The following is a 14374-nucleotide window of genomic DNA, read 5'->3' as shown; positions in this document are numbered from 1 at the left end:
ACATCCCCGGTACTACGGCCCTGGACAGTTACACCTGGAGTGGGACGCCCAGCCCGCCCCGCCGCTCCTACCGTCGTGTGCCATGAGCAATGATCACGACGGGACCACCCGGCAGGACGGCGCGCAGCTCGTCGTCGAGCTGTCCGGTGTCCACAAGGAGTTCGGGGACGCCAAGGCCCTGGCCGGAATCGACCTGCGGATCCGAGCGGGCGAGGCGGTCGCCGTCATGGGCCCCTCGGGCTGCGGCAAGTCCACCTTGCTGAACATGGTCGCCGGCCTGGACCGGCCCACCTGCGGCACGGTCCAGGTGCACGACCAGGACCTGGGGCAGTTGAACGAGACCGGGCTGGCACTGTTCCGCCGCCGGCACATCGGCATGATCTTCCAGTTCTTCAACCTCATCGACGACCTGCCGGCACTCGACAACGTCGCCCTGGCCGCCCAGCTGACCGGCATCTCCGCCCGGCAGGCCCGCCGGCGCGCCCTGGAGCTGCTGGACGAACTCGGCGTCGCCCACCGCAAGGACACCTACCCGGCCGCCCTCAGCGGCGGCGAGCGCCAACGCGTAGCTGTCGCCCGAGCACTGATGAACCGTCCGGCGCTGCTGCTCGCGGACGAGCCGACCGGAGCCCTGGACAGCCGCTCCGGCGAGCAGGTGATGGACCTGCTGATCGACCTCAACCAGATCGGGCAGACCCTGCTGATCGTCACCCACGACCCGCACCTGGCCACCCGCTGCGCCAGCCGGCTGGTCGAGGTCGCGGACGGTCGCGTGGCCCGCGAGCGTTCTTTGGAGCCCTCGGAGCACACGGCATGACCGGGGCGGTGTGGCGGGCCTCGCGCGCGGCCGTCAAACGGCGCAAGGTCCAGACGATCGTGATCGGACTGGTCGTCTTCTGCTCGACCACCACCATCCTGCTCGCGCTCGCCGTGATGAGCGCCGCCCGGGCGCCGTTCGACGCCGCCTTCGATGTGCAGCGCGGCGCCCACATGGTCGCGACCTTCGACGCCGCCAAGGCCCCGGCGGAGCAACTGGCCGCCAGCGCCCACCGGCCGGGCGTCGAGGCGGCCGCCGGGCCGTTCGCCCAGGTCACCTTGAACATCCCGACGGACTGGCTGGGCCACGCGCCCGGGTCGATCACCCTGGTGGGCCGAGCCGACCCGGCAGGCCCGGTGGACCGCGTGGAGCTGACCGCAGGCCGCTGGGCCACCAGGCCAGGCGAGGTCGTCGTCTACATGGGCTTCCGGGGCACCTTCGACAACCTGCTGGGCCAGACCATCGCGCCCACCGGCGCCCCGCCGCTCACCGTGGTCGGCATCGCCGACAGCATGAGCAACTCGGCGGGCGGCTGGGTCACCCCCGAGCAGATGGCCGCCCTGCATCCCACCGCCGAGCAGATGCTCTACCGATTCACCGACGCTTCGAGCGACGACGCGTTGAAGGCAGGCTTGGCGAAGGCCACCGAGGGCCTGCCTGGGGACGCGCTGACCAGCGCGCAGTCCTACCTCACCCTCAAGCAGGCGTTCTCCGCCTCGGCCGACGCCTACCTGCCGTTCATGTCGGTCTTCGGCGCGCTCGGCCTGGTGGTCGCGGTATTGATCGTCGGAAACGTAGTCAGCGGCGCGGTGGTATCCGGCTACCGCCACATCGGCGTGCTCAAGGCGCTCGGCTTCACCCCGCGCCAGGTGGTCGCGGTCTACCTCGCCATGGTCTCGGTGCCCGCGATCGCCGGCGCCGTCCTCGGCACGGTCGCCGGCTGGGCGCTGGCCCGCCCGATCGTCGACATGGCCTTCAACGGGATCGAGACCGGCACCGCCGCGCTCGCGCCCCCGGCCTGGCTGCCGGTTGCCTGCCTGGTCGCCGTGCCCCTGCTGGTCGCCCTCGCCGCGTTCCTGCCGGCCTCGCGCGCCCATCGGATCTCCGCGGCCGAGGCGATCACCGCCGGCAGCGCGCCGCGCACCGGGCGCGGCCTGCGGGTCCAGCGCTGGCTCAGTGGCACGCGGCTGCCACGCTCGGGCAGCCTCGGCCTTGGCCAGCCCTTCGCGCGCCCGGCCCGGACGGCGCTCACCATGGCGTCCATCGTGCTGGGCGTGGTCACGGTAACCTTCGCCACCGGCCTGACCGGCACGCTGCTCGCCTCCATGCAGCCACCGGGCGGGGACAACGGCCGCACCTTCGTCCACGTGCAGGTCGGCGCCGCCGACGCCCACCAGAGAGTGCCGAAGCTGACCGACGCCCAGATCGAGGCCGTGCTGCGCGCCACGCCCGGATCCGACCAGGTGACCTCGCGCGCGTTCGAACGGGTCGGCCTGGTCGGCTACACCCAGCCGGTGTTCGCCGACTTCTACGGCGGCGACGCCCTCGAGCGGCCACTCCACGTGGCCAAGGGGCGCCCGGCGACCGGGCTGGGCGAGGTGATTGCCGGACCGGCGTTCCTGGACCAGCACGGAGTCAAACTCGGCGACCGGATCACCCTGGACGTCAGTGGCCGGCTCCTGCCCGTGACCATCGTCGGCGAGCCCGTCCAGGGCAACGCCCGGGCGGTGGCGTCCAACGCGGCAACGCTGGCCGGGACCGGAGTGGAACTGCACGTGGTCGAGTACGTCGTGCGGCTCGCCCCCGGCGCGGACGCCGACGCCTACGTCAAGGCGATCAAGGACGCCGACCCCGGCCTCTACCCGAACGTGGTGACGCACGACGTGAACGGCCCAATCGCCTCGGTGATCAGCTTCTCGACGATCTTCACCGTGCTGCTGTGCGTGGTCGCCGCCCTCGGCGTCTTCAACACCGTGCTGCTGAACATCCGCGAGCGCCGCCGGGACCTCGGCATGCTCAAGTCGATCGGCATGACCCCGCGCCAGGTGGTCGCGATGACGGTGACCTCGGTCGCAGGGCTGGGTCTGGTCAGCGGGATCATCGGCGTCCCGCTCGGGATGGCCGCGCACCGGCTGATCGTCGAGAACATCACCATCCTGGTGTTCACGGACTCGATGATCAACGTGTGGCACGCCCCGCTACTGATCACCGTCGCGCTGGCGGGCGTCCTCATCGCCGTCCTCGGCGCACTGCTCCCCTCCCGCACGGCGGCCCGACTGCCGATCGCCGAGGTACTGCACAACGAGTGACGCACGCCCTGCCGGGCCGAGCGACGAGCGGGGGCGTCGCCCGGCCTGGCAGGGCGGGCGGAAATGCCCCGCGTGCAGTCAGCGCGAGCTGACGCTATCTGTTGCTGCGGCCGGGCGGGGGCTGGGGATGCCGTCGCCCGGCCGCTCGGCGTTTTGCAGTGCGGCGAAGTCGGCGTGGGCGGCTTCGACGGCTTCGGGGTACGCCTGGGCCTTCTCGTGCTCGGCGAGCGCCCGGTAGATGCTGGCCAGGGAAGGGTTCTGGCCTTTGCGCTTGCCGGTGGGGATGATCAGGTCGGGCCGGATCTGCTCGACGGACTCGCCGTTCGCCCGGCGCCGGAGAACGGTGTGCAGCATGTCGTCGGTGATGACCGCGGGCCGGCCGCCGTGCTTGCCCTTGCGGGCCGCGGTGTCGAGCCCTTCCAGCGTCGACTCCCGGATGTTCTCCCGCTCGGTCTCCGCCATCGCCGCAAAGAACGCGAACAGCAGTCTCCCGGCGCCGCTGGGGTCGTACATCCCCTGGAGGGGGCCTGCGAGCATCTCCAGCGCCAGGCCGTGCGCGGTGAGGTGGTCCGCAAGGGCTGTGAGCTCGGCGGCATCGCGTCCCAGCCGTTTCATCTCGTACACCGTGACGATGACCCGGCAGTGCGGGGCATGGGCCTTGATCTCCCGGGCGGCCTTGAGCGCAGCCTCGAACTGCGGGCGCACCCGCACCCGGGTGCTGATCTTCTCGCTGAAGATTTTGTCCCTCGGGATGCCGTGCTTGGCGAGGGCGTCCAGCTGAGACTGGAGCTCTTGGCTCAGGTGCGAGCATCTCGCATACCCGATGCGGATGTCCGCGCTCGGGGTGTCCGGGTCGATCGGCGCCGGGGGCGGGGTGCCGGGCCGCCACGACTGCCCCGGGCCCCGGTCGGCCGGGGTCGGCACTCGTAGCAGCTTGACGAGCCGAGGCACCTTCGTGAAGCGGCCTGTGTGGTAGGTGCCTGCGACCGCGCCGCCACGCGAGCGGCACGGCGAGCCGGGCTCGGCCGCGCAGCGGGGGCAGGGATGGCGCTCGACTTCGTCCGCGTCGGTCGCGGAAGGCTCTTGAGGGTCCGTCATGCCCCTGGATCTTGTCACAAACATTTCTCAGAAGGGGGTAGCTCACCTCTTTGAGTGAGAACGGGTTCTGAGAACCGATCCAAGATCAACGGTGTCCCGATGGCCCGTTCTTGATCTTGCTCCGACAAAGGAACGTTTGTGAGAGCCGCTGCGGGCATGGGTGGTCAAGCCCCACCGGGCCGCCCGGAAGACCCCGCACGCACCTCCCGCCTGGGCTGCCCCATCTATCACATGGGGTAATGCTCTGGGCTGCAATCGCAGATCACCTCACGCTCCGCCGGGTCACCTGGCACCGTCGCGCGCGAATCACGCCGACGATCAAGGAGCGGGCGGTGCCGACCAACTTTCTGAGCGAGGAACAGCGCAGGCGCTTCGGCCACTTCACCGAGGACCCGGACGAGGGACAGCTCGCCGGGTCCTTCCTGCTGGATCAGACCGCGCGGCGCCGGGCTATGGCCGCCCGCGGCGCGAGGAACCGGATCGGCTGGGCCGTCCAGCTCGGCACCATCCGCTACCTGGGCACCTTCCTGGAGAACCCCGAAGAGGTGCCCGCCGTGGTGGTCGCCTATGTCGCCGAGCAACTCGGGCTGGAGCCACGTGCGTTCGCCGGGTACGGCAGCGGGGAGGCCCGCTGGGACCACCAGGACCAGATCCGCGAGGGCTACGGGTACACCAAGTTCGAGTTCGACCAGTGGTTCGCGCTCGCCCGCTGGATGTATCAGCGGGCCTGGATCGGCAACGAACGCCCCACCCTGCTGTTCGACCTGGCCACCAAGCGCCTGGTGGACAAGAAAGTGGTGCTGCCCGGGGTGACCGTGCTGGAACGGCTGGTGTCCGGCACCCGAGAGCGGGCCGAGAAACGCCTGTGGGCGACGCTGGCCGCCGCGCCCACCGCCGAGCAGGCCGAGCAGCTGCAACAGTTGGTCGTCGTCCCCGCGGGCAAGCGTCTCTCGGAACTGGACCGGCTGCGCCGCTCGCCGCGCGACATCTCGGCGCGCGGGGTGGGCAAAGCGCTGGAACGCTACGAGTCGCTGCGCTCCTTCGGCGGTCACGCCACCGCCAAGGTCCTCACCTCCGCCTGGCGGCGCCTGGTCTTCCCGCCTCCGCCGATGCCCGTGGGCAGCGTGGAGAAGCGCGCTTTGATCGTCGCGTCCGCCGAGGCCCTGCGCTCCGCGCTGCACCGGCACGAGGTGTTCGTGCCGGGCCTGCACAAGTGGGGCAACCCCAACGCCCGCCTGCTGGGCGATGCCGCGTGGGATGCGGCCCGCACGAGGGTCTGCGAGGAACTCGACCTCGACCCCAAGCCCGACAAGATCCTCGCCGAGTGGACCGCCCGGCTCGACAAGGCTCATCGCGACTTCGCCGACGGCCTGGCCGCCAACCCCGCCGTACGCATCGAGCAGCAAGGAGGCCGCGACCGCATCATCCTCACAGGCCTCGACCGCCTGGACGAACCCGCCTCCCTGGTCGAGCTGAACAAGGAGATCGAGGCGCGAATGCCCGCCGTCGACCTTCCCGAGATCGTGCTGGAGGTCAACTCCTGGGTGCCCTACCTCGGCGACTTCACCCACGTCTCCGAGGCCAACTCCCGCATGGCCGACCTTGAGCTGTCCGTGGCCGCGGTCCTCACCTCCGAGGCCACCAACGTCGGCATCGAGCCGATCGTCCACGACGGCGTCGACGCGCTCAGCCGCGACCGGCTGTTCTGGGTCGAGCAGAACTACGTACGCGCCCAGACCCTCAGCGCGGCCAACGCCCGCCTGGTCGACTACCACATGCGCCTGCCCCTGGTACAGGCGTGGGGCGGCGGCGAGCTGGCCTCCGCCGACGGACTGCGCTTCATCACCCCGATCCGCACCCTCAACTCCGGACCGAACCCGAAATACTTCGGCACTCGCCGACGCGGGGTGACGTTCTACAACTTCCTCTCGGACCAGTTCAGCGGCCTGCACGGCATCCTGATCCCCGGCACCCAGCGCGACTCCTTCTACATCCTCGACGGCCTGCTGGAACAGGAGACCGCCCTGCGGCCCGTCGAGATCACCTCCGACACGCACGGCGCCAGCGAGATCGTCTTCGGGCTCTTTCGCCTCATGGGCTACCAGTTCTCCCCACGCCTGGCCGACGTCGGCAGCGCCACCCTCTACCGCGCCGACCCGGACGCCGACTACGGGCCGCTCAACCCGGTCACCCGCGACAAGATCAACCTCAAGCAGATCACCGCCCACTGGGACGAGATGCTCCGCCTTGCCGGCTCCCTGCACTCCGGCACCATCAAAGCCTCTGAGGCCCTGCGCGTCCTCGCCCCCGGCGGCAAGCCCACCCCGACCGGCAAGGCCGTCATGGAACTCGGCCGCCTGGACCGCAGCGCGTACCTGTCCTCGTACTTCACCGATGAGTTGCTCAGGCGCAGGGTCAACACCCAGCTCAACCGGCAGGAATCCCGCCACGAACTCGCCCGGAAGATCTTCCACGGCCAGAAGGGCGAACTGCGGCAGGCGTACAGGGAGGGACAGGAAGATCAGCTTGGGGCGCTGGGGCTGATGCTCAATGTCGTCGTTCTGTGGAACACGGTCTACTTCCAGAAGATCATCGCAGAGATGCGGGCTGAGGGCATCCACGTCCGTGACGAGGACCTCGCCCGCCTCTCACCGCTGAAGTTCGCGCACATCAACTTCCACGGCCGCTACAGCTTCGCTCTGCCCAACGAGGTCCAAGGCGGACAGCTCCGCTCCACCGCCAAGCCTGAGAGGACCGCCACCACGATCTAGGCGTCCCCGCCCGGCTCGCCCTGGCGCGCGCTCTGGGCGAGCCGGTAGCGGACCTTCTCGTGCGACAGACCCACCTGGCCGCCGATCTGCCGCAGCCCCCAACCCTCCGCTTTCGCCGCGGCCATCCCCTCGTCCAAGGCCGCGTCCGTCACCTCATCCAGCGCGGCCCGCAGCTGAACGAGCAGCCGCAGCCGGATCGCCGGAGCCAGTTCATCCAGACCGGCGCAGAACCGCGCCACATCCGACTTCAGGAAACCGATCGTCGGGTCATCGCTCACCCGCACACCCTGGCAGCACAGCTCACGACCCGTCAAAAATTTTGACAGCTACGCCGGTTTTCTGTTCCGTTCCAACCCGGACCCCACCACCTGCTGCTCACCAGCGACGGCCGATCAGTGCGGCACGGCAGGTGGGCGGACGTAGACGCGGCACGTGACAACTGCCGCCGCCGGATCGGCTCCGCCGGCAACATACCGGTGCCTCGTGGCACCCTTACAAGCGCCACTTTGTCTGAAAATCAGAAGAATTCGTGAAGAAATAACGGCTACTCTCCGCGGCAGTTGATTGTTTCCCGTGCACCGGGAGGATCTCCAGGGGGTGGAGAGTGACGGAGCGCAATCCAAGACTCATAGGCAGGGTGCTCACAGCCTTCGCATTGACGGCCTCGCTGTCGGCGGTCGCCAGCGGCACCGACGTGGCAGCGGCTGGAGCCGGCGTCTGTGCGCTCGGCGAGGGTGAGTTAACCATCGGCGACCTGCCCGCTGGCTCGTCTGTGGTCTTATGCAATGCCGTGGGACGGGTCGTGACGTACGACGGTACAGGTGTGACCGTGCCTGAACCTGGTATGGCTGTGAGCATCGACATGCTGACCACCGACGGCGAATCGCACGGGTTCACACTTGAGGTCGGCGACGACGGGAGGGTCTCCTACAACCTTGACGACGCCAATCCCGACTCGTCCACCGCCGGGTACGACAGACCCGATCCTCTGGCGAACACTGTCGACCCAGCGGTCGATGTGCCGGAGCAGGACGCGGTTGCCGACCCTTCCGACCCCTCCGATGGTGCCGAGGTAGCCGACACGGACGCTCTCAGGGCTCCTGGGGCATGCAGCGATGGCGCCTACAAGACGGCCGACCTCAAAGAGTACGGCACCTATAATTGGTACATCGGTGATGACGGGATGCCCGGGGGGCTTTCCCGGACCAACGCCAAGTGGGCTATCTATGACGCGATAGACAACATCACCGATAGCTACAACAACTGTGGATACGGTGACTCGGTCGGCGCGAAGGCGAACTTCCTGTCCGAGACCGGCCGCGAGGCGAGCATCAGCAAGACTGGCCGCTGCACCGGAAACGACGGCGTAAGCGTGTGGGACGCCGGGAACATCAAGGACAGCGCTGTCGCGACGACCTGCTCGTACTCATGGCCCATGCCCGGCGTCAAGAACGACTTGCGTGAAGCTGACGTCCGTTTCAACACATACGATTACGACTTCACCAACAAGCCGACCAGCAGTTGCTTGAACAAATACGACATCCGATCCGTCGCCACTCACGAAGCCGGCCACGTATTCGGTCTGAGCCATGTCGGCGATGGACACGAAAACCTCACCATGTTCACGGACTCGTTCCTCTGCACGACGAAGGCCCGAACGCTCGGCAAGGGAGACGTCCTCGGTCTTCGCAGCATCTACTAAGGAGGCCGTTGATGAGCTCGACCGGACTAGGCATGAGGGTGCTGCTGATCGCAGCCGTGGCGGCGTCCGCAGCCGCCTGCACATCAGGCGGTGACACGTCGGATGATTCGGCTTCGTGCGCCTACCGAGTCACCTACAAGGGCCGGACGTACCGAGACGTCGCGAACGCGGAGTTCACGGTCGGGAGCAAGCTCGGTACCGCCACCAAGCCGCCCTGCGACGACACTGGCAGCCAGAACGAAGACGCGGAGCCCGCAACAACGAAGACGGCCTACGTGGTGAACGGTGTCTCCCCCGAGCTGGCCATTGCCGTCGGCAGCGCACCCGACGACGCGATGCTCGTCGCCGTGTATTCGGACAACAAGCTCCCGCCCCAGGTGAGGAAACTGATCAAAGCTTCATGAAGCGGACAGCAGGCACCACCGCTCAGGTACCAGCGGCGCACCGGACCTGCGATGCGCCGTGGCGTGAAGGCCCTTGCGACGAGGCGGCGCAGTCGGGCATCGAGTTCCGGATGCAGCGATCTGCGAGCTGCTCGGCATCCCGGAGAACTTACGCCGAGACGCCGGGCCCCCCATGCCCACCGCCACGTCCAAGCCCCGAAGGCACGGCCGGACTCCAAGCTCGGTTGTCAGAGCCGGGGGTGGGAAGGTGCGGCCTGAACGTAGACGACTTCTGGGCCGTCATCGAAACGGCGCGCACCGATGCGACCGCCTCCGGCGATCCGGACCGCGCGTTCGCGCCGGCTCTCGTCAAACGCCTCGCGGCGACATCGGAGCAGACGGTTCTCGAATAGCAGCTGTGCTTCGATTCGCGAGGGGCGAGTGCTGATGGGGGATTTCAACGCCGACGCGAGTGCCTCGTTGCTTCGCAACCAGCAGTTCAACTTCTACTGGGCGGGACAGACCCTCTCGGCTTTCGGTAACGCGTTCGGCACCCTCGCGTTGCCGCTCCTGGTCCTTGATCTCACCGGTTCGCTTGTGCAGATGGGGCTCGTCTCCATGATCTACGGCGTACTTCGCCTGGTCGCAGGCGTCGTCGTCGGACCGGTCATCGACCGAGTAGACCGGACACGATTAATGATCTGGTGCGACCTCGGAAGACTTGTCACCTACGGGTCGGTCCCTGTGGTGTGGTGGGTGGAACCGCAGCTGTGGCTGATCTATGTGTGCGCAGCCGTGGGTGCCGGGCTGGGGCTGACTTTCCAGGTGGCCCATGTTTCGATGGTGCAGGAGCTGGTCCCCGCGGAACAGATCGTCGACGCCAATGGCCGGCTGGAGGCCTCGAACTCGTTCTCCTATCTGGTGGGTCCGATCGCCGCTGGATCTCTGTCGGCGGTGGCCGGCCCAGACATTGCGGTCGGCATCGACGCTCTCACCTTCGCCGGCTCAGCACTCAGCGTCTGGTTGCTGCGGTCGATTTCCTTGCAAGTGAGCGACCCGAACGCCGACCCCTACGCAACTCGCTCCGACGGTTGGCTGGCCACATTCAGAGCCGGCGTCGCGTTCTTGTGGAGCAATCAGGCCCTGCGTTGGCTGACAGTCCTGCTGACCCTGTTCACCTTCGTGACCGTGTCGGCCGATGACCTTTTGGTGTACTGGCTCCGAGATTCACTGCACAGCAAGTCGTGGGTGACTGGGTTGGTCTTCGCGGCCGCGGCGCTCGGATCACTCATCGCAGCCATGGCTGCTGGGCCGCTGTACCGTCGTTTCGGGTTCGTGAGATGTTGGTTCGGTGGGTTCTTTCTTGTCGCGGTGTCAGTGGGCCTGCTCCCCCTGACGGCTGACGCGATGTCCGTCGCCGTCGTCGGCTTCTTGTTCGGCCTGGGAAGCACCCTGGGTGGAATCTGCTCGATGAGCCTGCGTCAACAGATCACCCCTCCTCGGATCACTGGTCGGGTCACCGGGGCATTCTGGACGATCACCACGTCGTTGGCCCCGGTGGGTGCCGTTGCCATGACCAGCGCATGTGCGCAGTGGAGCGTCAAAGCAGTGCTCCTGCCAGTCGGCGGTGTCCTTGTGCTTCTGCTGTTCCTCGGATCTCTGACCCCGCTTGCACGACCGGCCGTACCGGAGGAGGCAGTGGCATGAGGGCGTAAGAGTTGATCGCGGAGATGTCGGCCCGTATAGCTCGCCACGCGGAACAGCGAAGTACGGCAGGACGCAATTGATCAACCGGCGTACCGCTGTCACTTCTTCCCCGGGCCCGGTTGGGAGGGGGTCCGTGCGCTGTTCGAGACCTGGCGGCCTGCACGGGCGGACCCCCACGGCTCTCGAACAGAGCAGGCCATCAAGCCCATGATGGATCTCGGGCTGAGGCTGATTGTCGAAGACGAGGGCCGTCCCATGGCGCTCTTCGGAGAGTGCATCGTCCGTCTCGACGGCAACACCGTCCGCGAGTGCGCTGCTGACTCAACGAAGCCGCCGACCACAAAGCACAAGCTGAGAGGTCGTCCTTCTTCTGGACCTCCGCATCTGACGTACGGTCTTCGCTGCCGGACATGAGATGGCGGCTTGCACCGAAGTCTCGATCGGGAGAGGTGCTCATGCGCATGGCGATCGGCCTGGAACAATATCTGGTGGCACTGGCCGAGGAGGAGGCGCCCGCCGAGGACGTCGCGCCGCAGAGGGAGCCGGTGGGCTCGCGCCGGCGGTGCCTCACCTCCAGGACGCGGCTGGAACCGAGGTGCTGTCGGTGCACTGCCAGACGTTGATGGTTGCCGCTGTGGAGACGGGGTGCCGATGGCCCGGGTCCCGGCGGGCAGTGGTGGTGCCGGGTTGGGGCCGTGCCTCCGCCTACCCTGCGGGGGGCGGAAGGGCCAGCATCTAAGAAGCCACTACGGTGAGCGCTGAACGCCCTCGGCCTGTGCTTCGGCGAGGGCGCCTTCCGGGCGCGCTCCGGGAACTTCGTGACGCGCGCGCCGGTGTAGCACACCATCGGTCCGCAGGGCCCGCGGCCGGTCGAGGACCGGCTCGCCTCGTCGGACCATAGGGTCCACAACGTCGACCTGCGCGGCGGCCGGGCACGGCCCGCCGTAGCCGAGTGGCTGGAGGACCGCTGGTTCGTCCGGAGCCTCCGAGCCGCGCGTGACGGACCGCCTCCACCTGACTCCGTCGGTGCTCGCCCCGGAGTACGACTGCCTGGTGTACGGGGCCCGCTCGACGCTTCGACTCCGCTGCGCTGAGCCGTGGGGAACGAAGGGCACCCGAGTGCGCTGACCTGCGATGGACGCGTCTTCACCCCAAGGCTCTGCCGCCCTGGAGGGGATCACGGGCGACCATCCGACACCGTACCCTGCGCCCGATGCCGAGCTGGTGCCCGCGTGGCCCGGCAGCCGTTCGTCTGCGCCGCCGCGCGCCAGCCCGCTTTCACATCGCGTAGAGCGCCTGATGCATGGCATAAGAAAATTCATCGTCGCCGCTGATAATACGGATGACCTTTTCGCGGTGGCCCAGGTATTGCTCCTCCTGGTCGGCGTCGAGCGTGACGGCTGTGCTGGTCCCTCCGGGCACCGCATGGCGAATTGTCGCGAGCAGCCGCGGGGGAGCGGGAAGCAGACGACTTGCAGGACGCGGCGGAAGCGGTCTACCAAGTCCGCTCCATCGCTGATCTCTCGCAGCGCCTCGGTCAGCTGGGCCGGCGGATCGCGCCACTCGTCGAGCTCCGCCTGGCGCAGCATCATGTAACAGGCTTCGAGATGACCGACGTGTCGTTCGCCATCCACGGCGTACAGCCTCGTCAAGGGCTGCCCGGATGAGCCCTCGAGCCGGTAGCCGTTTTCCTCGTCCGCCATGGCATCCGGTGTCTGGGCGTGGAACCGTACGGGGAGCATGTATTGCAGATCCTGGCAGCTCTCGTAGGCGACTTTGACGGTCGCTGCCTGTGTACCTGTCAGTTCGGTCCCGTATCCGTAGTGAAGGGAACACAGGAGAGATTGTTCGAGGGTGACGAAGTTCGCAGCGAGAATTGGATCATCCGGAATCAGTAGGTGCACGGCGTATCCATCGGTGTCGGCTGGGACATCATGACGCAGCTCTTCGCTAAGCCGTTTCGAAAAGGAAGGTCAGCAGACGGAACCCCTGGGATTCGGCAGCCAGGACGCGCACGCGCCTGGTGCCGTTGTTCACGTGCCGCAGTGAGCAGACACGTCCGTTGAGATCGGCATCGGCCCTGGGGAGGCACCGCAGTCGGGGATCGCCGGCCAAGTCCGCGTAGAGGCGGCGTACGGCCGCATTATCGCGATACCGGAAGGACAGCAGACGGCACTCCTCCAGGAGGTAGGGGGCCCAGTCCTCCTCCCAGTCGACGAGCACTGTGCCTCGTGCGTGGTCGGAGAACAGTGACCAGCGCCAGAAGTTCGAAGGAGCCACTTCGCCGCCGAACATCGCTACGAAGGCCGCATTGTGCGCCACGAGCTGTCCGTCCGGAGCCAGGACGCACATCATTTCCCGCTGGCCGTCGACGGCGCGCTGCCAATGCGGAGAGGGTCCGCCGACCGCTGGTGGCGGCTCCGAACCGAACAGATCGAGGTGGGCCACGCGCCTGTCGTGCGAACTGAAGCGAAGTGTTTCCGCGATACGCAGGAACAGCTCGGGAGACGGACGCAGCCTGCCGCTCTCCACCTTCTGGTAGACGCCGGCGCCGGACCCCAGGGCCTCATCGACATCGGGTTGTCGCAGCTTTGCAGATTCCTGCCCGGTCCGACTGCCAACGCGCGGGTCAAGCCCCACGTCCTGCCGCGACCGCCTCTCGCGGTACTGCCTCATCAACCGCTGGTATTCGCGGGATGTTCCGCGCCTCACAGCCCTCCCCCTGCCCCTGAGTGAGCCACCCCCCTAACTCGCACGATCCGTGCACGCGGCTCTGGTCCGTCACATCTGCGCCACTCGGCGTGAACGATGCTCGGCATCCAACCATGCATCCGATCGGTTTCAACAGCCACCCCCTCATGGGTTCCACTCCGGGTCGCCCTCGCTAGGACGTGAATAGGACATCCTCACGGGCGGTTGGCGTGTAATCGCCTACCGATCGCGCATACGGATCGACCGTGAATGCAACGTGCCGCTACGCCAGTCCTGCTCCCAAGAACAGGTACACAGTCGGTATCTGGTGAAGCATCAGCCAGAGGCTGAGAGCTCCGAGGGCTTCCCGACCTGGAAACAACGATGCGACAACATCGTCTTTCTATGCTCTCTGCGCCCCTCCTTGCGGTCGGTATTCATGCGTGATGCGTCCAGAAAGCACGCTTTCTGGACGTCAAATCAGGGCCGGCGGCCTGGATGCTCATCGGGCGTGCCGGTTACGTCCTGCGCCAGGGACGTACTGCGACCAGAGCTATCCGAATGTGCCCATGTGGTCCTGGTTGGTGGCAAGCTTCGCCGCGGCCTTCACCACCGGCACCTGCGGGGTGAGCCAGGCCAGGACGATCCATGCGTCGACGACGGCCTGCAGCGGCCCTACTCGCGGCGGTTTGTCATCCATCAGGTTCGCCGCCACGTCAAGGATTTCCGCGCGAGTGGCTGTACCGCGGGCTTGGGCAGGTTGCCGCACGGTCACCTCCGTCTCTCGATCCGGGCGGAGGCTTTCGTGATCCCGACCATGGAGCCGCACCTCGTGTACTCCGCGCAATGCGCGGCGCCCCAGGCCGGCCGCAAGCGCAGCGACGGTAGCCGCACAA

The 14374-nt window shown here is 67.5% G+C and carries 12 protein-coding genes; 7 read left to right on the top strand and 5 right to left on the bottom strand.

The annotated features are described in order from the left end of the window. Positions 1-82 precede the first annotated feature (82 nt). Complete coding sequence (locus ACF073_RS35595) at positions 83-817, top strand: ABC transporter ATP-binding protein (RefSeq protein ID WP_392075623.1); 735 nt, start codon at positions 83-85, stop codon at positions 815-817. After that, positions 814-3126, top strand: coding sequence for an FtsX-like permease family protein (locus ACF073_RS35590; protein ID WP_392075622.1), 2313 nt, complete (start codon positions 814-816; stop codon positions 3124-3126). The genes ACF073_RS35595 and ACF073_RS35590 overlap by 4 nt, the downstream gene beginning before the upstream one ends. Positions 3127-3204: 78 nt before the next feature. On the opposite strand, the gene ACF073_RS35585 is transcribed toward ACF073_RS35590, so the two are convergent. Beyond that, positions 3205-4224 (bottom strand): recombinase family protein, encoded by a 1020-nt coding sequence (locus ACF073_RS35585; protein WP_392075621.1) that lies wholly within the window; start codon positions 4222-4224, stop codon positions 3205-3207. A gap of 332 nt (positions 4225-4556) precedes the next feature. Between ACF073_RS35585 and ACF073_RS35580 the strand changes: the two genes are divergently transcribed. Next, on the top strand, positions 4557-6995 hold the full coding sequence (locus ACF073_RS35580; RefSeq protein ID WP_392075620.1) for a Tn3 family transposase: 2439 nt from the start codon (positions 4557-4559) through the stop codon (positions 6993-6995). Here ACF073_RS35580 and ACF073_RS35575 read toward each other — a convergent pair. After that, positions 6992-7273 (bottom strand): hypothetical protein, encoded by a 282-nt coding sequence (locus ACF073_RS35575; RefSeq protein WP_392075619.1) that lies wholly within the window; start codon positions 7271-7273, stop codon positions 6992-6994. The genes ACF073_RS35580 and ACF073_RS35575 overlap by 4 nt on opposite strands. A 326-nt stretch (positions 7274-7599) precedes the next feature. Here ACF073_RS35575 and ACF073_RS35570 point away from each other — a divergent pair, with 326 nt between their 5' ends. The 3 genes from ACF073_RS35570 (at position 7600) to ACF073_RS35560 (ending at position 10787) form a co-directional block, all read left to right on the top strand. Further along, positions 7600-8697 (top strand): matrixin family metalloprotease, encoded by a 1098-nt coding sequence (locus tag ACF073_RS35570; RefSeq protein ID WP_392075618.1) that lies wholly within the window; start codon positions 7600-7602, stop codon positions 8695-8697. Positions 8698-8708: 11 nt separating this feature from the next. Then, positions 8709-9101: a DUF6281 family protein gene (locus ACF073_RS35565; RefSeq protein ID WP_392075617.1), complete on the top strand. Its 393-nt coding sequence runs from the start codon at positions 8709-8711 to the stop codon at positions 9099-9101. Between the two features lie 426 nt (positions 9102-9527). Beyond that, positions 9528-10787, top strand: coding sequence for an MFS transporter (locus tag ACF073_RS35560; RefSeq protein WP_392075616.1), 1260 nt, complete (start codon positions 9528-9530; stop codon positions 10785-10787). Between the two features lie 1278 nt (positions 10788-12065). On the opposite strand, the gene ACF073_RS35555 is transcribed toward ACF073_RS35560, so the two are convergent. Continuing rightward, positions 12066-12209 carry a hypothetical protein gene (locus ACF073_RS35555; RefSeq protein ID WP_392075615.1) on the bottom strand — a complete coding sequence of 48 codons (144 nt, stop codon included), beginning with the start codon at positions 12207-12209 and terminating at the stop codon, positions 12066-12068. Between the two features lie 50 nt (positions 12210-12259). On the opposite strand from ACF073_RS35555, the gene ACF073_RS35550 reads away from it, so the two are divergent. Further along, entirely contained in the window at positions 12260-12454 is a 195-nt protein-coding gene (locus tag ACF073_RS35550) for a hypothetical protein (protein WP_392075614.1), read from the top strand. A gap of 283 nt (positions 12455-12737) precedes the next feature. Here the strand turns inward: ACF073_RS35550 and ACF073_RS35545 are convergent, their stop codons facing one another. Beyond that, the gene (locus ACF073_RS35545) at positions 12738-13463 is read right to left on the bottom strand and encodes a helix-turn-helix domain-containing protein (protein ID WP_392075613.1); all 726 of its coding nucleotides are present in this window, start codon (positions 13461-13463) and stop codon (positions 12738-12740) included. Positions 13464-14031: 568 nt separating this feature from the next. Then, positions 14032-14193: a hypothetical protein gene (locus ACF073_RS35540; protein WP_392075612.1), complete on the bottom strand. Its 162-nt coding sequence runs from the start codon at positions 14191-14193 to the stop codon at positions 14032-14034. Positions 14194-14374 lie beyond the last annotated feature (181 nt).

Origin of the sequence: Streptomyces sp. NPDC015171 (genome assembly GCF_043079545.1) — a bacterium.
Classification (GTDB): domain Bacteria; phylum Actinomycetota; class Actinomycetes; order Streptomycetales; family Streptomycetaceae; genus Streptomyces.
This window is presented reverse-complemented; position numbering and strand designations above follow the sequence as displayed.

Bases quoted from the DNA above. Each gene is read 5' to 3' on its own strand.
- ACF073_RS35560 (WP_392075616.1), top strand. From the start codon at position 9,528: ATGGGGGATTTCAACGCCGACGCGAGTGCCTCGTTGCTTCGCAACCAG.
- ACF073_RS35585 (WP_392075621.1), bottom strand. From the start codon at position 4,224: ATGACGGACCCTCAAGAGCCTTCCGCGACCGACGCGGACGAAGTCGAG.
- ACF073_RS35565 (WP_392075617.1), top strand. From the start codon at position 8,709: ATGAGCTCGACCGGACTAGGCATGAGGGTGCTGCTGATCGCAGCCGTG.
- ACF073_RS35595 (WP_392075623.1), top strand. From the start codon at position 83: ATGAGCAATGATCACGACGGGACCACCCGGCAGGACGGCGCGCAGCTC.
- ACF073_RS35590 (WP_392075622.1), top strand. From the start codon at position 814: ATGACCGGGGCGGTGTGGCGGGCCTCGCGCGCGGCCGTCAAACGGCGC.
- ACF073_RS35545 (WP_392075613.1), bottom strand. From the start codon at position 13,463: ATGAGGCAGTACCGCGAGAGGCGGTCGCGGCAGGACGTGGGGCTTGAC.